The organism is Mesorhizobium sp. USDA 3734, from assembly GCF_056279665.1.
Genome location: NZ_JBWCCW010000001.1, coordinates 3,403,163 through 3,420,574 on the forward strand (window position 1 = coordinate 3,403,163; position 17,412 = coordinate 3,420,574).

The 17,412-nt window shown below is 62.4% G+C and carries 19 protein-coding genes and 1 tRNA gene; 10 read left to right on the plus strand and 10 right to left on the minus strand.

Annotated elements, in window-relative coordinates; genetic code table 11:
* The first annotated feature begins 2 nt into the window (after positions 1-2).
* The gene (locus ACZ89F_RS16690) at positions 3-839 is read left to right on the plus strand and encodes a GNAT family N-acetyltransferase (RefSeq protein ID WP_476093024.1); all 837 of its coding nucleotides are present in this window, start codon (positions 3-5) and stop codon (positions 837-839) included.
* Positions 840-888: 49 nt separating this feature from the next.
* Here the strand turns inward: ACZ89F_RS16690 and ACZ89F_RS16695 are convergent, their stop codons facing one another.
* Positions 889-3,162 carry a GumC family protein gene (locus ACZ89F_RS16695; RefSeq protein ID WP_476093025.1) on the minus strand — a complete coding sequence of 758 codons (2,274 nt, stop codon included), beginning with the start codon at positions 3,160-3,162 and terminating at the stop codon, positions 889-891.
* Positions 3,163-3,420: 258 nt separating this feature from the next.
* Between ACZ89F_RS16695 and ACZ89F_RS16700 the strand changes: the two genes are divergently transcribed.
* The 5 genes from ACZ89F_RS16700 to ACZ89F_RS16720 all read left to right on the plus strand — a co-directional run bounded on the left by ACZ89F_RS16700 (position 3,421) and on the right by ACZ89F_RS16720 (position 8,153).
* Entirely contained in the window at positions 3,421-3,984 is a 564-nt protein-coding gene (locus tag ACZ89F_RS16700; RefSeq protein ID WP_109669803.1) for a polysaccharide biosynthesis/export family protein, read from the plus strand.
* Between the two features lie 10 nt (positions 3,985-3,994).
* Positions 3,995-5,125, plus strand: a complete 1,131-nt coding sequence (locus ACZ89F_RS16705) for a glycosyltransferase (protein WP_476093026.1) — start codon at positions 3,995-3,997, stop codon at positions 5,123-5,125.
* Between the two features lie 94 nt (positions 5,126-5,219).
* Positions 5,220-6,755, plus strand: coding sequence for an undecaprenyl-phosphate glucose phosphotransferase (locus ACZ89F_RS16710; RefSeq protein ID WP_476093027.1), 1,536 nt, complete (start codon positions 5,220-5,222; stop codon positions 6,753-6,755).
* Positions 6,752-8,020, plus strand: coding sequence for an O-antigen ligase family protein (locus ACZ89F_RS16715; RefSeq protein WP_476093028.1), 1,269 nt, complete (start codon positions 6,752-6,754; stop codon positions 8,018-8,020). Before ACZ89F_RS16710 ends, ACZ89F_RS16715 begins: the two co-directional genes overlap by 4 nt.
* 56 nt (positions 8,021-8,076) lie before the next feature.
* Positions 8,077-8,153: transfer RNA gene (locus ACZ89F_RS16720), tRNA-Pro, on the plus strand.
* Between the two features lie 124 nt (positions 8,154-8,277).
* Here the strand turns inward: ACZ89F_RS16720 and ACZ89F_RS16725 are convergent.
* Entirely contained in the window at positions 8,278-8,739 is a 462-nt protein-coding gene (locus ACZ89F_RS16725; RefSeq protein ID WP_476093029.1) for a YbaK/EbsC family protein, read from the minus strand.
* 185 nt (positions 8,740-8,924) lie between these two features.
* The gene (locus tag ACZ89F_RS16730) at positions 8,925-9,344 is read right to left on the minus strand and encodes a helix-turn-helix domain-containing protein (RefSeq protein WP_476093030.1); all 420 of its coding nucleotides are present in this window, start codon (positions 9,342-9,344) and stop codon (positions 8,925-8,927) included.
* Between the two features lie 136 nt (positions 9,345-9,480).
* Between ACZ89F_RS16730 and ACZ89F_RS16735 the strand changes: the two genes are divergently transcribed.
* The 3 genes from ACZ89F_RS16735 to ACZ89F_RS16745 all read left to right on the plus strand — a co-directional run bounded on the left by ACZ89F_RS16735 (position 9,481) and on the right by ACZ89F_RS16745 (position 11,676).
* Entirely contained in the window at positions 9,481-10,095 is a 615-nt protein-coding gene (locus ACZ89F_RS16735) for a hypothetical protein (protein ID WP_476093031.1), read from the plus strand.
* Positions 10,096-10,294: 199 nt separating this feature from the next.
* On the plus strand, positions 10,295-10,489 hold the full coding sequence (locus ACZ89F_RS16740; RefSeq protein ID WP_476093032.1) for a hypothetical protein: 195 nt from the start codon (positions 10,295-10,297) through the stop codon (positions 10,487-10,489).
* Between the two features lie 224 nt (positions 10,490-10,713).
* Positions 10,714-11,676, plus strand: coding sequence for an ATP-grasp fold amidoligase family protein (locus ACZ89F_RS16745; protein ID WP_476093033.1), 963 nt, complete (start codon positions 10,714-10,716; stop codon positions 11,674-11,676).
* Positions 11,677-11,768: 92 nt separating this feature from the next.
* On the opposite strand, the gene ACZ89F_RS16750 is transcribed toward ACZ89F_RS16745, so the two are convergent.
* From ACZ89F_RS16750 to ACZ89F_RS16780, 7 genes are all read right to left on the minus strand, one after another.
* On the minus strand, positions 11,769-12,071 hold the full coding sequence (locus ACZ89F_RS16750; protein WP_476093034.1) for a hypothetical protein: 303 nt from the start codon (positions 12,069-12,071) through the stop codon (positions 11,769-11,771).
* A gap of 85 nt (positions 12,072-12,156) precedes the next feature.
* Positions 12,157-12,696, minus strand: coding sequence for a MerR family transcriptional regulator (locus ACZ89F_RS16755; RefSeq protein WP_023810244.1), 540 nt, complete (start codon positions 12,694-12,696; stop codon positions 12,157-12,159).
* Positions 12,697-12,822: 126 nt separating this feature from the next.
* Positions 12,823-13,146: an integration host factor subunit alpha gene (locus ACZ89F_RS16760; RefSeq protein ID WP_013532231.1), complete on the minus strand. Its 324-nt coding sequence runs from the start codon at positions 13,144-13,146 to the stop codon at positions 12,823-12,825.
* Between the two features lie 103 nt (positions 13,147-13,249).
* Entirely contained in the window at positions 13,250-14,221 is a 972-nt protein-coding gene (locus tag ACZ89F_RS16765; RefSeq protein ID WP_183453277.1) for a beta-ketoacyl-ACP synthase III, read from the minus strand.
* Positions 14,222-14,230: 9 nt separating this feature from the next.
* Entirely contained in the window at positions 14,231-15,301 is a 1,071-nt protein-coding gene (gene plsX / locus ACZ89F_RS16770) for a phosphate acyltransferase PlsX (protein WP_476093035.1), read from the minus strand.
* Positions 15,302-15,415: 114 nt separating this feature from the next.
* Positions 15,416-15,964, minus strand: coding sequence for a YceD family protein (locus ACZ89F_RS16775; RefSeq protein WP_476093036.1), 549 nt, complete (start codon positions 15,962-15,964; stop codon positions 15,416-15,418).
* Entirely contained in the window at positions 15,961-16,509 is a 549-nt protein-coding gene (locus ACZ89F_RS16780; RefSeq protein ID WP_476097297.1) for a ubiquinol-cytochrome C chaperone family protein, read from the minus strand. Before ACZ89F_RS16780 ends, ACZ89F_RS16775 begins: the two co-directional genes overlap by 4 nt.
* Before the next feature lie 114 nt (positions 16,510-16,623).
* Between ACZ89F_RS16780 and ACZ89F_RS16785 the strand changes: the two genes are divergently transcribed.
* On the plus strand, positions 16,624-17,139 hold the full coding sequence (locus ACZ89F_RS16785) for an outer membrane protein assembly factor BamE (protein WP_109668931.1): 516 nt from the start codon (positions 16,624-16,626) through the stop codon (positions 17,137-17,139).
* Positions 17,140-17,412: the final 273 nt, after the last annotated feature.

Below are 17,412 nucleotides of genomic sequence, written 5' to 3' on the forward strand. Positions count from 1 at the left end.
CCATGAAGCCGACCATCCGCACATTGTCGCTGCAGGAGCTGGCTGTTCTTGTCGACTGGGCGGCCGCAGAAGGCTGGAACCCAGGCCTTGAAGACGCGGCGATGTTCCAGACCGCGGACCCCGAAGGCTTCATCGGCGCCTTTGTCGGCAACGAAATGGTCGCCGCAATCTCGGCCGTGGCCTATGGAAGCGAGTTCGGTTTCATAGGCCTCTACATCTGCCGGCCGGACATGCGCGGCAAAGGCTATGGCAAGGCGGTGTGGAACGCTGGAATGACGAGACTTGCCGGTCGCACCATCGGCCTCGACGGCGTCGCCGAGCAGCAGGCCAATTACCGGAGCAAGGGCTTCAGGCCGGCTTACGAGACCATCCGCTTCAGTGGGCGCAAGGCAGGCCCGGCGGTCAGGGCCGATGGGTTGCGCATGATAACGACGCAGCTCGTGCCCGACATCATTGCCTATGACTCATCTTGTTTTCCGGCGCCGCGGCGGGCCTTCCTGCAGCGATGGCTGCAGGCACCGCATCACGGGCTGGCGGCGATCAGTTCGCGCGGCACCACCGGCTACGCCGTGGCGCGGCCGTGCCGCTCCGGCTTCAAGATCGGCCCGCTGTTTGCCGACGACCTGGAAATCGCCCTGCAGTTGCTGGACGGACTGGCTGGTGCCTGCGGGGGCGGCGACCTGCATATCGACGTCCCCGCCGACAACATCGGTTTCATAGCTGCACTCGAGGCGGACGGCTTTGCGCCGACCTTCACCACCACCCGCATGTACAAAGGCCCGGCTCCCAAGCTCGGGTTGCAGCGGCTGTTCTGCGTAACGACCCTGGAACTGGGATGAAATCAGACGGCCCCCTGAACAGGCCTGCGCCAAGCGATCCGCGGCTCTCTCAGGCGGCGGCGGTGCGCCGTCCCGGCACCGGATTGCCGGGCGGTTCGTGGCCGAGCGGCGTCACCAGCGTCAGGTCGGGATAGCCGTTCTCGATCAGCTTGACCGCGGCCTGCGTCACCTCGTCGTCCGGCTCCAGCATGGACAGGAACACCTCGGTGGCATCGCCGGCCAGACGGCCGATGCCTTGCGTGTCGGCCGGCCCGCACTCGACCACGACCAGATCATAGGCTGTTGTCAGCGACTGCATGATGATCGGCAGCCGGTCTGCGGCACGCATGGCGCGGACCGGATCGGCGGTGCCGACCGGGATGACGTGACAGTCCGAATAGAGATCAGCGTGGATGACGTCGCTGAACTGCGCTTCCGAAGCGAGCAGGTTGGTGATGCCGGGGAAAAGGCCGCTGTCCAGCATCGGCCGCGAGGCCGCTCCCGAAGCGGTGAGGTCCAGCAACAGGACGCGCAGGCCGGCGTCCGCGACCTCGCGCGCCACCAGGATCGCGGACGCAGCTGCCTCGTCGCCCTCCGGCGAGACGAATATGGCGCGCGCCGCACCGCTGGCGATCAGCTTTTCGGCGGCCTTCTCGACGTCGATCTCGCCCAGGGTGGAACGCACCGGTTCGGGCTCGGCAGCCGTCTGTTCGGCCGCGGCCTCTGGCATCGCGACCATATCAGGCGCCTCGGCCCTATAGGGCATCGCGGCCATGTAGGGCTCGGCCTCCGCTTCAGCCAGACGGTCCCCCATTTCCTGACGAACGACAGAATCCTGAAGGATGGCAGGTTCCTGGCGGACAACCGGCATTGCGACCCCACCAGGCGCCTGCGCCACATGGGGCATCGCGACCTCATCGATCCGTTCGAAGCGGGAACCGGTGGCCGGGCGCATCGCTCGGCCGGAAAACAGCTCCCGCAGAAGCGTCACGATGGCCATGATCAGCAGCGATGCGGCGAAAGCGGCGCCAACGATCGGCCCGACCTTCGGGAAATAGGCCTCCGAGGGAACCGAAGCCTTCGAGGCGATCCGGGCATCGACCGGCAGATAGTTGCGATCCTGGCGCGAAGCCGCTTCGCGGTAGTTGGTGAGATAGAGTTCGAGCTGCTGCCGTTTGGCGGTCGCGTCGCGCTGCAGCGCGTCGAGATCGACCTGCTGCTCACCGGCCTGCGCCGACGCCGCCTTCAACGTGTTGACGTCGGCGACAAGCTGGTTCTCGCGGGCCTTTGCCGTCTCGGCCTGCATCAACAGGCCTTTCATGATCTTCTGGGCCTCGCTGCGGATCTGCGCGTCGAGATCGGCCAGTTGCGATTTCAGCGCCCGAATACGCGGATGATTGCCAAGCAGCGTCGTCGACAGATCGGCGATGTTGGAGCGCAATTCGACCTGGCGCTCGCGCAAGCGCTGGATCAGGTCCGATGACAGAACCTCCGGCACGGCATCCAGCGAACCGCCATTCTGCAGCGCCCTGCGCACACCGTCAGCCGTCGCTTCGGCCGCGGCGCGATTGGCGCGCACTTTCGACAGTTCGCTCGACAGCTCCGAAAGCTGCTGGGTGGCCAGCACCGAATTGTTGCCACCCATCAGAAGATCGGACTGTGAGCGGTAGGCGGCGACCTTCGCCTCGGCAGCCTTGACCTGCTGCTGCAGGTCGGCGATCTCGGGTGCCAGAAAGTCGGCGGCGGCGTTGTTCGATTCGAGCTTTGCCGCTCCTTGCCCTGCTATATAGGCGGCGGCAATGGCGTCCGGTATGGCGGCCGCCAGCTTGGGATCTTCCGATGAGAACTCGATGGCAATGATGCGGGTCTTCTCGACGCCATAGACGTTGAGCTTCTCGTGCATTTTCTTGAGGACGCGCTCTTCCGTCGGAATTTCCATCGGGTCGCTTTTCAAGCCGACGAGAACCAGAGCGCGGCTCAACGGTGACATATCGAGCGCATCGTCGAACTCGGGCAGTTTTTCCAGACCAAGCTTTTGCGCGACCTGCTTGAGGATTTCGTTGGAGGAAATGATCTGGACCTGGGTGGCGACGCCTTGTTCGTCGAGAATTGGCTTGTCGGTGTCGTTGTTGTTGCTGGCCGGCCGCGTATAGACGGATTCACGCGGAGCGATCTCCACTTGCGTCTCGGCCTTGTAGTGCCGGGTTGCCAGCGAGGCGAAGGCGAAGGCCAGCCCCGTCGCCACCAGGACGACGACGACTATGCGCAGCCAGTTCCTTGCCAGGCTGGCGAAGAGCTGCCTGAGATCGACGTCGACATCTGCGGCCGCGGACTGAACGGACATGCATCCCTACTCCGATACTGGGTCAGCACGCACCGTAAACAACTATGGTAACTCAGCCGTTAAGATCGCGGTAAGTTTCCGTTAGGGTTTACTGGCAGGCGATAAACAAAACCGCCAAAAATCGTAAAACTCTTGCCGATGCACCGCGTGTCGGCCGCTCCCTTTACCGGCCATTAACCCTAACAGGATGATAACGGACCTCGATCCCTGATGTTTGCTGCGACGCCGCAGCGGCCAGTCGAAGGTACCTGTCCGGTCATGAAAAGCACTGCTTCCCTGTTTCGCGCTCTGCTTGCCGTATCGATGCTTGCTGGCTGTTCCAGTTACCGGCCGACACCGGCGGCCTTCCATGAGGTGCTCGATCAGCCCTATCGCCTTGGCGCCGGCGACCGCGTCCGCGTCACCGTGTTCGAGCAAGACGGGCTGACCAACACCTATAGCGTCGACCAATCCGGCTACCTCTCCTTCCCGCTTGTCGGCGCCATACCCGCGCGCGGCCACACCGCCCAGCAGATGGAAAAGGCAATCGCCGACAAATTGCGGCAAGGCTACCTGCGCGATCCCGACGTTTCGGTCGAGATCGACCGCTACCGGCCGATCTTCGTCATGGGCGAAGTCGGAGCCGCGGGCCAATACTCTTACGTCCCCGGCCTGACGGTGCAGAAGGCAATCGCCATTGCCGGCGGTTTCTCGCCGCGCGCCAATCAGGAAAGCGTCGACATCACCCGCGACATCAACGGCAAGGTGATGACCGGCCGCGTGGTCACCTCCGACCCGCTGCTGCCCGGCGACACCGTCTACGTCCGCGAACGTCTGTTCTGACAGATACCAAGTGGCGGACACACTCAGGATCGTCCATTGCTTTCGTTCACCCGTCGGAGGAATCTTCCGGCATGTGCGCGATCTGACCGAGGCGCAGGTCGCCGCCGGGCATTCCGTCGGCATCGTCTGCGATTCGACGACGGGCGGCGAGTTCGAGGAACGCCTGTTCGAGCAGATGAAGGACATGCTGGCGCTCGGCATCCATCGCACGCCGATGCAGCGTCATGTCGGTCCGGGCGATCTTGCCTCGGCCTGGCGCACCTACAGGATCATCAAGGAATTGAGGCCGGACGTGTTGCACGGGCACGGCGCCAAGGGTGGCGCCTATGCCCGTCTGTTCGGCTCATTGTTGCGGGTATCAAGGTCTCGCGTAGCCCGCCTTTATTCACCGCATGGTGGCTCTCTCCACTATGACGAGAACACGACCACCGGAAAGCTGTTCTTCGCGCTCGAGCGCTTCATGGCCCGCTTCACCGACTGCCTGCTGTTTGTCTCCGACTATGAACGGCAAACCTATCGCAGGAAGGTCGGCGAGCCACCCATTCCCAACGCCCTGGTCTATAACGGCCTGCGCGCCATTGAATTCGAACCGGTGGTCACCGAGCCCGACGCGGCCGATCTGCTCTATATAGGCATGATGCGCGACCTGAAGGGACCGGACATCTTCATTGATGCACTGGCCCTCGCCGGCCCCCAGTTCGGCCGCGCACTGACCGCGGTGATGGTCGGCGACGGCGACGACCTGCCGCGTTACCACGCGCAAGTGAAGCGTCTAGGGCTTGAGCGCCATGTCCGCTTCCTGCCGCCGATGCCGGCCAGGGAGGCCTTTGCGCTGGCGGCGCTCGTCATCGTTCCCTCGCGCGCCGAGGCCATGCCCTATATCGTGCTGGAAACACTTGCCGCGGGAAAGCCGATGATCGCCACCGCGGTCGGCGGCATTCCGGAGATCTTCGGCACCGGTTCCCCCGCCCTGATCCGGCCCGACCCGGTCGAGCTTGCCGACAAGATGAGCCAGGCGCTGGCCGACCCCGCCGCCTATCGCGACCTGATGCCCGATGACGCCGACCTCAAGGCGCGCTTCGGCGCCGATGTGATGGCCGCCGACATCGAGAAGGCCTACTTCGCCGCGCTCGGCAAATAGACGCAAGGCCAAGCCGTTTCAAAGCCACGGGTTGTTTCAAGGGTTTCTTAGCTCTCTTTTGCTATTCACCGTAGGGAAGCTTGCGGAAAGCCCCATGAACGAGATCGACCCCGCGCGCCGCTTTTCACCAGAGGCGGTGCGTAAATTCGACGGCCCGGCCGATGGCGACACGCCCGGCGGCATGAACGATGTCGCCCGCCAGGTCGCTTCGCAGTACAGGCGCGATACCATGTCGCCGATCATGGTCAGCGGCGTCCTGCGCATGGTCGAATTCGGGTTGTTGCTGCTGTCCGGGCTCGCCGTCTATTTCCATTATGTCGGGTTCTTCAACTATCTCGCCTGGCAATATCCGCTGACGATCGCGGCCGCGTCGTTCCTTGCCGTTGTGCTGCTCGACGTCACCGACTGCTACCAGATCGTCGCCCTGATGCGGCCCATCGCCAATTTCAGCCGCGTGCTGCTGGCCTGGGCTGGCGCCTTCGCGCTGATGGCGTTGACCGCGTTCGCCATGAAAATGTCGGAAGACTATTCGCGCCTTTTGTTCGGCACCTGGTTCGTCATCGGCTTCGTTCTCATCTTCGGCCTCAGGCTGGTGATGTCGAAGCTGATCCGGGCCTGGGCGCGCGATGGCCGCATGGAGCGGCGCGCCGTCATCGTCGGCGGCGGCAAGGCGGCGGAAATCCTGATCCGCTCGGTCGAAAAGCAGCCTTACAACGACATTCGCATCTGCGGCATCTTCGATGATCGCGGCGACAAGCGCTCGCCGCCGATTGTCGCCGGTTATCCCAAGCTCGGCACCATTTCGGAACTGATCGAATTCGCCCGCATCGCCCGCATCGACATGCTGATCGTGTCGCTGCCGCTGACCGCCGAATCGCGCGTGCTGCAGTTGCTGAAGAAGCTGTGGGTGCTGCCGGTCGACATCCGGCTGTCGGCGCATTCCAACGCGCTGCAGTTTCGCCCGCGCGCCTATTCCTACATCGGCTCGGTGCCGATGCTCGACATCTTCGACAAGCCGATCAACGACTGGGATTCGGTCGCCAAGCGCGCCTTCGACATCGTCTTCAGTCTCATCGGCATCGTGGTGTTCTCGCCGGTGATGCTGGCGACCGCCATCGCCATCAAGCTCGACAGCAAGGGGCCGGTGCTGTTTCACCAGAAGCGGCACGGTTTCAACAACGAGATCATCGAGGTCTACAAATTCCGTTCGATGTATACGGACAAGGCCGACCCGACCGCCAAGCAGACGGTGACCAAGAACGATCCGCGCGTCACCCGCGTCGGCCGCTTCATCCGCAAGACCTCGATCGACGAGCTGCCGCAGTTCTTCAACTCGCTCTTTGGTTCGCTGTCGCTGGTCGGTCCGCGCCCGCATGCCATCGCCGCGCAATCGCATAATTTGCTCTACAACGAAGTGGTCGACGGCTATTTCGCCCGCCACAAGGTCAAGCCCGGCGTCACCGGCTGGGCGCAGATCAATGGCTGGCGCGGCGAGATGGACACCAACGAGAAGATCCGCATGCGGACGGAGTATGACCTCTACTACATCGAGAACTGGTCGCTGCTGTTCGATTTGCGGATCCTGTTCCTGACGCCGCTCCGGCTCTTGAACACGGAAAACGCCTATTGAGCGCGATCAGCCATGATGTGCCGCGCGCGGCGGTCAACGCCAAGCTGATCGCGCTGATTTCCTCGGGCGCGGTCTTCCTCGGCATTCTGCTGTCCGGCTTCGTCATCAGCGAGCCGGCGCCCTATGAACTCTACATGGCCGGGCTGATCGCCATCTGGGCGCTTTTCGGATTGCGGATTTCCCGCGCGGCCACCCCACTCCTGGTGCTGCTGGTGACGATGAACATTGGCGGCATGATCTCGATGACGCAGATGGCGGATCTCGCCAACACGCCGCTCTATCTCGCCGTGTCGCTGTTTCTCGCCTTCAGCGCGGTGTTCTTCGCATCGATCACCGCCGTGCAGCCTAACCTCTACCGGCTGATCTTCATTGCCTATGTGGTTTCTGCCGTGGCGACCTCGCTGCTTGGCATTGCCGGCTACTTCCACGCCTTTCCGGGCGCGGAGATGTTCACCAAATACGACCGCGCCGCCGGCGCCTTCCAGGACCCGAACGTGTTCGGCCCGTTCCTGGTTCTGCCCGGCATCTATCTGCTCTATCTGCTTTTGACCGGACCGGTGACGCGCATGCCGCTTTTGGCGGTGCCGCTGCTGATCATCACGGCGGGCATTTTCTTCTCATTCTCGCGCGGCGCCTGGGGCATGTTCGCGGTCTCGGCCGTCCTGCTCACCGGCTGCCTGTTCCTGCAAAGCGCCAGCGGAAAATTCCGGCTGCGCGTGGTGGTGATGACGATCGCGGCGCTGGCGCTGCTGGTCGTCGCCATGATCGTCATCCTGCAGCTGCCCGGCGTGTCGGAGATGTTTTCCAACCGCGCCCATCTCGAGCAGAGCTATGACACCGCCCGCCTCGGCCGCTTCGCCCGCTACGGGATCGGCTTCCAGATGGCGATGGAGCATCCGTTCGGCATCGGCCCGCTGGTCTTCGGCACGATCTTCGGCGAAGACACCCACGACATCTGGCTGAAGATGCTGATGGACTATGGCTGGCTCGGCTTCGTGTCGTTCCTGGCGCTCATCGCCTGGACGATGGCAGCCGGATTCCGCATCCTGCTGCGCGACCGGCCGTGGCAGCCCTACCTCCTGTGCGCCTATGTCGCCTTCATCGGCAATATCGGGCTCGGCACCTTCATCGATATCGACCACTGGCGCCACGTCTACCTGCTGCTCGGGCTGATCTGGGGTGCCATCGCGCTGGAATACAGGCACCAGCGGCTGTTGCGGCCCGCCTTGCAGGACTCGCCGGCACCCGCAATCGCAGCAGGATAAAAGTCGCGGAATTCGGTTGACCCGCACGGGGTTATCACGATACATCGCGACCGGTCCGGAGTGTAGCGCAGCCCGGTAGCGCACTTGACTGGGGGTCAAGGGGTCGTCGGTTCGAATCCGGCCACTCCGACCAATTTAAGCAGGACTTTCCCCCAAAGTCCGCCTCTCCAGATACGCCGGTCAGACCGGCCAAATCGGATCAGGACAAAATCCCGGAACGTGTCCTCTCAGGCTTGAGCTCGGGGTTGGGTCCTGACCTAACCTTGGCAGACATCCACCCATTCGGCGCCGGTGAGGTTAACCATGCGCTGTGGCGCAATCCGAACGGCAGCATTGGTAGCGCCTGCCGCAGGCACCACCTCTTCGAATTCGCGCAGCGATACGTCGCAATAGACCGGCAGCGGCGCCGGCAGGCCGAACGGGCAGACACCGCCGACCGGGTGGCTCGTGGCTTCGACAACCTCCGCGGCGTCGAGCATGCGCGGCTTGCCGCCGAACTGGTCCTTGAACTTGCGGTTGTCCAGCCTGGCGATGCCGCTGGTCACCACCAGCATGGTGCGGTCGCCGACGCGCAGGCAGATCGTCTTGGCGATCTGTGCCGGCAGCACGCCATGCGCCTCAGCCGCCAATGCCACGGTAGCCGAGCTCGCCTCGGTCACGATGACATCGATGTCGGGTGCGTGGGCGGCGAAGAAGGCACGAACGGAGTCCAGGCTCATATCGAAAAACCCATGGTTCAAAACTTGATGGACGGCAGATTACGGTTCAGCAGCCGAGGCCGCAGCGTGCATAAGCACGTGCGATACACAGATCGGCAAGCGCCAGGCTGAAGCAGAACGCTGCGGCAGGTACAAGAAACCCGCCAAGGGGCCTTGGCGGGTTCTCTGAAATGCCTGGTGCTGATTTATGCCAGGGATCGACCTTGCGCCGCCGGCGTCGGCACAGCCGGGGTGATCAGAGCCTCCTGGGGAAGTCGAAGCGCGGACACAATACGACGCAGCTTCGACGGATCCGTTATCCTGCCGTTCTCGATATCCTCAATCTCGTCGACCGCCAGACCGCATGTCAGGGAAAGCTTTTCCACGCTGTAGCCGCGGGTCTCCCGCATCGCTCTGAGGGTGCTGTAGTCTGGCCCGCTCCCGTTGGTTGCCGGTTCGGAGAGGGCTTCGCTTCTTGCATTATGGGGCATTGGCAACTCCATGACTGAAAGAGTTTGATCAAATGAGGAGTGTTGCCTGAGACGATCGGGAAGATGCCCGCTCGGCAGCGATTTGCCAAGAGCCAAACGGACCGTCACGGGATCGTGAACCACGGGATCGCGCACACGTCGCGATCAAGTTGTTTTGACCGTCCAATCGCCCTGTGCCCCGGCAGTTTCGCCCCGCTCGTTCGTTATCCCCAAGTCGCTGGCGTGAAAACCATCCGGTTCCAGCCAGCTCGTTCCCGGAAGGATCTCTGCAATGAACTTGAAGACACTCATGGTCGTGCTCGGCACGATCTCCAGCCTTTCCATTGCCGGTATGGGCAGCGCTCAAGCGGCGGACGCGCAGCGGGTGCGCGGCACTGTGGTCAGTTTCGAGCCATCGCTGCTGACCGTGAAAACCCGCCAGGGCGATACTTCAGCGATCAAGCTCAATGCCGACTGGAAGATCTCGGGCGTCGCCAACGCATCCGTAAAAGACATCAAGCAGGGCGATTTCCTCGGCATTGCCTCCGTGTCGAAAGCGGATGGCGGCAGCGGTGCCCTGGAGGTGGTGGTTTTCCCGGCCGCGTTGAAAGGCACTGGCGAGGGTGACCGTCCCTGGGACCTGCAGCCAAACAGCCGGATGACAAACGGTACCGTCGCCGACGTCACCGACATAAGCGGGCGAGCGGTCACGCTGACCTATGACAATGGCCAGACCAAGAAGATTTCGATCCCCGACAACACGCCTGTCGTCACCTTCGCGCCGGCCACGCCGACCGATCTCAAGCCGGGCGCTACGGTCTTCGTTACCGCTCAGCGGGACAGCGACGGCACGCTGAGCAGCAGTCGCGTCGTGGTCGGAAACAATGGTGTCGTTCCGCCGATGTAGTCAAAACAGGCGGCCAAGTCGCCGCCCTTCGACCTTGCCGCGGATGGTGGTGGCAGCCCGGATTCCCCAGAAACAGTCCAGAAACAAAATTCTACAATCGGGAAATACTGACGAAAAAATTCGGGAGCGTAATCCCATTCGCGGCGGCCGGGCTATCGCCCCGATTCATAGACGCCCGCGAAAGAAAAGGAAACGATCCATGAAGAAGTCCCTCCTCTCGGCCCTCGGGCTTGCAGTCGCATTGGCTTTCACGGTGCCGGTGATCGGCGCAACGAGCGCGGATGCGGCCCCGATGGCCAAGCATCATCGTCATCATCGTCATCATCACCACTACGTTCGCCATCACCACCACCATCATCATCACCACGTGAAGAAGATGAGCCACAAGGCCTAAATACCGCTGACTACCAACGAGAAGACCGGCCTTGGCTTGTTGTTCGGGCCGGCCTTCTCTGATCCTTGAGGCTCGATCGCGGACTGGATCGATAATTCACGCAAATCCGACGCCGCGGCGCCTGCGAAACCTTTTGCGAAAGCGCAAATCGCGATACGGATGGGATATATCTGACCGGCGATCTCCCCGGATCGGACTCAGCCAATAACGGCCGGGTATCCCTGATGACGGCCAAGGCCAATTCTTCCTGGACAGGACGGATTATTCTGTCGGTCGCGCGGCTGTTGCTGACCGTTCGCCATCCCGCGCTTACGGTGCGGTTCGTGAAAAAACTCGGTTACCTGCCCAATCCGGCCGTGCCCGAAACATACCATGAAATGTTGCTCTGGCGAAAAATCCTCGATCGCAATCCACTGTTCGTAACACTGACCGACAAGCTCGCTGCCAAGGCTCATATAAGCAGCGCCTGCCCCGAACTTGCCTTGCCACGAACGCTCTGGTCCGGGCGCGACCCTGCCGACATTCCTCTCGACCTGCTGGCCGGCGATGTCGTCGTCAAGACAAACCACGGCTGCGCGATGAACATATTCGTTGCCAGTGGCGACCCCAATCGCGGCCACATCATCGCCAAGGCGAGGCACTGGCTGAGAAAACGTTATGGCCGCCGCGATGGCGAATGGGCCTATTGGCCTGTCGTTCGCACCGTTTTCGTGGAAGAGCGGCTGGCGCTTTCCGGCACAAGGATCGCAACCGACATCAAGGTGCATGTTTGCGGCGGCGTGGTCACGCATGCCTGGGTCGAGGACAAGACCGCGCAGCGTTCGCTGCTTTTGGATCGGGAAGCCAATCCACTGCCCGGGCGCGATCCGGACTATCCTCGCGAGGATCAGGCGGTGCCCGTCAATGCGCGACTTCTCGACTATGTCCGCCAGGCGGTATCGATCGTCCCTGCCATCGCCGGCAACCTCGACTACATCCGCATCGACTTCCTGGTCACCGACAATTGTCTCTACGCTGGCGAGATCGTCGTCTATCCCGGCGCTGGCTATGGCACCTGCACCAATCCGGCGTTCGCCGGCGAAATCGAGCGGCTCTGGCGGCTCGACCAATCCGACTTCCTGCGCCGGCAGCACAAGGGGGCTGTGCGCCTCTATGCCGACGCGCTTCGCGCCAAGCTCGCGAACTAGGCAGAACCCGATAAAGATGACAGCGACCGCTCCGAAGGGCGGCCGCTATCTTCTTCCGTCATTGTTCCGGAAAGGATACCAAGGGTCGCAGCTCAGCGCCGGCTGAACAGCAGGCTGGCAACAAGACCGAGCACCACAAGACCGACCGCGGCGGCGGCCGCCGGATGGTCGCGGGCCGACTTCTCAATCACCCTGCCCTGTTTGCGGATTGCCGGCATGGCATCGCGCAAATGCCCGGCAAGATCGGAATAGGTGTCGAGCGCGGCATCGCGGCCGTCTTCGTAGTAGGCGCCGCCTCGCTTGGCCACAGCCCTCTTCAAGCTGGCCAGTTCCTTGGTGAGAGCCGCGACCTGCCTGTCGAGATCGATGTCCGAGAGGGTCGAAAATGATGCCATGATGTGTTTCCTTCACTTGCAGAAGGAAACGTAACGCCTCACCGGAAAACGGGTTCCGGTTTTCGAAATATCGATGCCGCTTCTGTCAGCGCACCTGGTCGAGCAGGCGCTTGCATTCCAGGAGATCGAACAGCGCCTCCTGCAGCAACGCTCGATTGTCGCGCGAGAGTTTCGATGCGTCCGGTTGCACCGGACCGTCCTCGTCGCTCTTGCCCAGGCCGAAAAAGCGGCGGCTGGGTTTGACCCGCGGCTGGCCAACCAGTTCGTCGTCCATGCCGCGCGGCTGGGCTGCAGGCGTCAGCGGCACCTGATCGGCCTGCCTGCGCTGCGAGATCGCCTCGACGGCGGCCATGTCGCCATTGCCGATGGCGACCAGGAAATGATTGCCGTTCTCGCGCAACAGCTTCTGCACGCCCTTGATGGTGTAACCCTGGTCGTAAAGCATGTGGCGGATGCCCTTGATCAGTTCGACATCCTGCGGCCGGTAGTAACGACGGCCGCCGCCGCGCTTCATCGGCTTGATCTGATTGAAACGCGTTTCCCAGAAGCGCAGCACATGCTGCGGCAGATCGAGATCTTCGGCGACCTCGCTGATGGTTCGAAAGGCGTCCGGGCTCTTGTCCATGGGCGAATCCTCACGCTGGACGATGATCCGGCTTACCCTGCCGAATCGGGCCTTATTTCAGCGGTTTATGAAGCAATATTCAAGCCCGGCGTCATGGCGGCGGCGGTTTTCAACCGCGCAGTGGCGTTACTTGCCGCTTTTGGCCTTGCCGCTTTGGTGCGAGCGAAGAATACGGCTCTTCAGCACGTTCGACGACTTGAAGGTCATCACCCGGCGCGGCAGGATCGGCACTTCTTCGCCGGTCTTGGGGTTGCGGCCGATGCGCTCGTTCTTGGAGCGGACGTGGAATGTCGCGAAGGACGACAGCTTCACAGTCTCGCCGCGGACGATCGCTTCACAGATTTCGTCCAGCACCGCTTCGACGAGTTCGGCCGATTCAGTGCGCGACAGGCCGACCTTCCGGTAAACTGCCTCGGCAAGGTCGGCGCGCGTAAGTGTCTTTCCCCCCATGCGACCGTCCCATCAGCTCAAAACATAAAATTCTGCACAACAGCGGCAGAGCCTAAGTAATTGATCCGGCAAGGTCAAGGACCGAAACCGGACCGTTCGGCACTTACCAGCGAACCAGAACAGCGCCCCAGGTGAAGCCGCCGCCCATCGCTTCCAGAAGGACGAGATCGCCCTTCTTGATGCGGCCGTCGGCGACGGCCACCGAAAGCGCCAGCGGCACGGAAGCTGCCGAGGTGTTACCGTGCAAATCGACCGTAACCACCACCTTTTGCTCAGCTATCCCGAGCTTCTTGGCGGAAGCGTCAATAATTCGTTTATTGGCCTGGTGCGGCACGAACCAGTCGAGATCATCGGCCGATATGCCGGCTTGCGAGAACGTCGCCTCGATGACGTCGGTGATCATGCCTACCGCATGCTTGAAGACTTCGCGGCCCTCCATCCGGAGGTGGCCGACCGTGCCCGTGGTCGACGGCCCGCCGTCGACGAAAAGCTTGTCCTTGTGCGTACCGTCGGAGCGCAGGCTGGCCGCCAGGACGCCATGGTCGGCGATCGTGCCAGCGCCCTCGCCTGCTTCCAGGATCAAGGCACCGGCGCCGTCGCCGAACAACACGCAGGTCGAGCGGTCGCTCCAGTCGAGGATGCGCGAGAATGTTTCCGAGCCGATCACCAGGACGCGCTTGGCCTGGCCGCCGCGGATGTAGAGATCGGCGGTGGCCACGGCATAGACGAAGCCGGAGCAGACCGCCTGCATGTCGAAGGCAAAGCCGTGATGCATGCCGAGCCGGTTCTGGATCTCGACAGCGGTGGCCGGAAATGTGTTGTTGGGCGTCGAGGTCGCCAGCACGATCAGATCGATGTCGGCGGGCGTAAGACCCGCATTGGCAAGTGCGGCACGCGCCGCCGCTTCTCCCAGCGAAGCCGTCGTCTCGTCATCGGCTGCGATATGGCGCTGGCGAATACCGGTGCGCTGGGCGATCCACTCGTCGGAGGTTTCGACCATGCCTTCGAAATCGGCATTCTTCATGATTCGGCGGGGCAGCGCGGCGCCCGTGCCGCGCACGACTGATCTGATCAAGGTTCTTTCCTATTCCTTTGCGTCGGTGACGACGTCGGATTTCCTAGCTGTCAGGGCATGCGGGTTGCGCGCATGGAACAGGTCGAGGTCGGCTTCGATGCGGTCGAGCAGATTGTTGCGCACCATGTCGTAGCCGAGTTCGATCGCCGCGGCGAAACCGTCCGAGTCGGCGCCACCATGGCTTTTCACCACGATGCCGTTCAGCCCCAGGAAGACGCCGCCATTGGAGCGACCGACGTCCATTTTTTCGCGCAGGCGATCGAAGGCGCCCTTGGCGAAGATATAGCCGATCCTGGCCATCAGGGTCCGGCTCATTGCCGCGCGCAGATAGCCGGAGATCTGACGCACCGTGCCTTCCGCCGTCTTCAGCGCGATGTTGCCGGCAAAGCCTTCAGTCACGACAACGTCGACCACGCCCTTGCCGATGTCGTCGCCCTCGACGAAACCATGATAGTTCATCGAGGCCATATTGGCTTCGCGCAGCATGCGCCCGGCCTCCTTGACCTCTTCCTGGCCCTTGATCTCCTCGACGCCGACATTGAGCAGGCCGACGCTGGGCCGGGCAATGCCGAAGACCGAGCGCGCCATGCCGGTGCCGAGAATGGCAAAATCGATCAGCTGGTGCGCATCGGCGCCGATGGTGGCGCCGACGTCCAGCACCACGCTCTCGCCGCGCAATGTCGGCCAAAGTGCCGCGATCGCCGGGCGATCGATGGTGGCCATGGTACGCAGGCAGAATTTAGACATCGCCATCAGCGCGCCGGTGTTGCCGGCCGAGATGCAGGCGTCCGCCGTGCCCGCCTTGACCGCTTCGACGGCCTTCCACATCGACGACTTCCAGCGGCCGTGGCGCAGCGCCTGGCTCGGCTTGTCGTCCATCCTGACCGCTATCTCGCAATGGACGAACTCGCTGACCTCGGCGAGCTTGGGAAACTTGGCGAGTTCGGGGCGTACCACTTCCTCACGCCCGAAGATGACGAAGCGGATATCGGGACGGCGGGTCGCGACCGTCATGAGCGCTGGAATGACCACGGCTGGTCCGTGATCGCCGCCCATGGCATCGATGGAAATCCTGATCACGCGGTTATTTATCTCACGGTTAGGCGGCAGGTCGCTTTAGCGACCGCGAAGGTTCGGCGAAAATAACGGTTTTGGGCTGCCGCACAACCGACTTTTCCGTCGCGGGCGAGGTTTTCAGGATTTTCCCAGCAAGGATCGCAGTTTTTGCTGGAATTCATTCTCCGCCGGTTCGGTCTCGCTGCCGGCATTCAGCGAGGCGCCCTGCTTGCGCGGATAAGGGTCGATGGCCAGTCCGAAGTACTGTTCGGCAAGTGCCCCGACATCGATCGTGTCACCGGAAAATGTTTCGGGACTGTCAGGGCCTTCCGCGTCGAGCAGGATCTCGCCACCACCATCGAAACCCTGCCGTCCAAGCTTGGAGTCCTCGGGCAGCAACAGAGCTTCGACCGGTTCGTCGATATGCGCTTCGACAGGCTCGAGCGTGACGATGCAGGCCTGGGTGATGTCGGCTTCGATGCGACCGCTGATCTTCACGCCATTGCGCTTCCATGACGCCACCAGAAGCTCGGCGCGATAGGATTCGACCGAAATCAGCCCGTGCTCCTCGGCCAGCGCCGCACGCTGTGCGGCATCGGCCTCGATAACCACCGGCAGACCCTTCTGCGGCAGGCGAGTGACATTAGCGCGGAAGGATACCGGGCTTTGCGGGTCAACGTGCTTCATTGTTCACCTCCCTTGGCGACGGGAAAGGCCAACGTGCCGGAGACAATCGATTCGGGTGTCTGAGCGGCCAGCTGGTTGCAGGCGTCGGTGACATAGTCAGCCAGCAGCGATGCTTCCGGCCAGACGCCGGCGTCGGGCCTGACATTACGGGCAAGGGCTGCGGTGAGCCCATCATGGTCGTTTCTTTCCAGGGCATCGTCATAGGCGGCGGTTCGGCCATAAAACATCTTTGCCAGCTTTTTCATGCGTTTGGGCACACCAACGTCGCCAATTCCCAACTCCCGCAGCGAATGATCGACGTCGAGGAAGAACTCGTCGATCAGCACCTGAGCGACCTCTTGCGCCACGCCGCCCTCACCGCGCAACCGATGCTGGAACAGGAACATGTGTAGCGACAGCATCTCGAAACGGCCGAGCGGCGTGTCGGGCACATTCCAGTGGGAATAAAACACGGTCTGCCGCGCCGCCGCCACGATTTGTGCGTAAAGCGCCTCGGTGATAGCGCGGTTGGCGTGGCGTTCGCGGCCAAAAAAGCGCTGGAACATTGGGGATGGTCTCCTGGGGACCGTTTGTTGAAGTGGCCTTGTTGCATCGGCAAGCAAGCTGGTTTACCGGTTTCGCGGCCCAGCGCAAGTTGCGGCCAGCTAATGGAGTTGTTGTTGCGCGCGCTGAATTTCAAGTCGACCTTCTCGTCCAGGCCCGCTGGCGCAATCTCGCTGCTGGTGATTGTTTCGGCGCTGTCCGCCTGCCACACCAACAAGATGATCGGTGACCTCAGCCCCAGCGAGACGCTGACGCAGGGTTACGTCATCGACCAGCAGGCAATCGATTCGGTGCCCGTCGGTTCCAGCCGCGAGCAAGTGCTTCTGGCGCTCGGCACGCCATCGACGACGGCGACCTTCGACAACGAGGCCTTCTATTACATTTCGCAAACGCGCAAGCGCTACGTCGCCTTCGACAAGCCGCGGCTCATCGATCAGAAGGTGCTGGCGGTCTATTTCGGCGCCGACGGTCGCGTCACCCAGATAGCCAATTACGGGCTGAAGGACGGCAAGATGTTCGACTTCGTCTCGCGCACCACCCCAACCGGCGGCAAGGACCAGAACTTCCTCAGCCAGATCATCAACGGCGCCAGCAAGCTGGCCCCCGGCATTCCCGGCGGCGGCACTCCCTGATCTCAGGCCTGCCTCCCCTTTGAGGAGGGCAGCATTATCTCAGGCGACCAAAAACCCGCGGGAGCGATCCTGTGGGTTTTTGTTTTGGCCCACGGTCAAGGCAAGGCCATGCCTGCCAGTGTGCCTCCAGTCGCCAAAACACGAGACCTGGATGAGATGCCGGCGTATCACCGCACGCACTGCGAAGGTCGAAATGAATCGTCGACGTCGGCTTCGCTCAACGAAAAACCCGCGGGATCGCTCCCGCGGGTTTTGTCTCGACCAATGCTCCGT

Bases quoted from the DNA above. Each gene is read 5' to 3' on its own strand.
- ACZ89F_RS16690 (WP_476093024.1), top strand. From the start codon at position 3: ATGAAGCCGACCATCCGCACATTGTCGCTGCAGGAGCTGGCTGTTCTT.
- ACZ89F_RS16695 (WP_476093025.1), bottom strand. From the start codon at position 3,162: ATGTCCGTTCAGTCCGCGGCCGCAGATGTCGACGTCGATCTCAGGCAG.
- ACZ89F_RS16700 (WP_109669803.1), top strand. From the start codon at position 3,421: ATGAAAAGCACTGCTTCCCTGTTTCGCGCTCTGCTTGCCGTATCGATG.
- ACZ89F_RS16710 (WP_476093027.1), top strand. From the start codon at position 5,220: ATGAACGAGATCGACCCCGCGCGCCGCTTTTCACCAGAGGCGGTGCGT.
- ACZ89F_RS16725 (WP_476093029.1), bottom strand. From the start codon at position 8,739: ATGAGCCTGGACTCCGTTCGTGCCTTCTTCGCCGCCCACGCACCCGAC.
- ACZ89F_RS16735 (WP_476093031.1), top strand. From the start codon at position 9,481: ATGAACTTGAAGACACTCATGGTCGTGCTCGGCACGATCTCCAGCCTT.
- ACZ89F_RS16740 (WP_476093032.1), top strand. From the start codon at position 10,295: ATGAAGAAGTCCCTCCTCTCGGCCCTCGGGCTTGCAGTCGCATTGGCT.
- ACZ89F_RS16745 (WP_476093033.1), top strand. From the start codon at position 10,714: ATGACGGCCAAGGCCAATTCTTCCTGGACAGGACGGATTATTCTGTCG.
- ACZ89F_RS16750 (WP_476093034.1), bottom strand. From the start codon at position 12,071: ATGGCATCATTTTCGACCCTCTCGGACATCGATCTCGACAGGCAGGTC.
- ACZ89F_RS16755 (WP_023810244.1), bottom strand. From the start codon at position 12,696: ATGGACAAGAGCCCGGACGCCTTTCGAACCATCAGCGAGGTCGCCGAA.
- ACZ89F_RS16760 (WP_013532231.1), bottom strand. From the start codon at position 13,146: ATGGGGGGAAAGACACTTACGCGCGCCGACCTTGCCGAGGCAGTTTAC.
- ACZ89F_RS16775 (WP_476093036.1), bottom strand. From the start codon at position 15,964: ATGAAGCACGTTGACCCGCAAAGCCCGGTATCCTTCCGCGCTAATGTC.
- ACZ89F_RS16780 (WP_476097297.1), bottom strand. From the start codon at position 16,509: ATGTTCCAGCGCTTTTTTGGCCGCGAACGCCACGCCAACCGCGCTATC.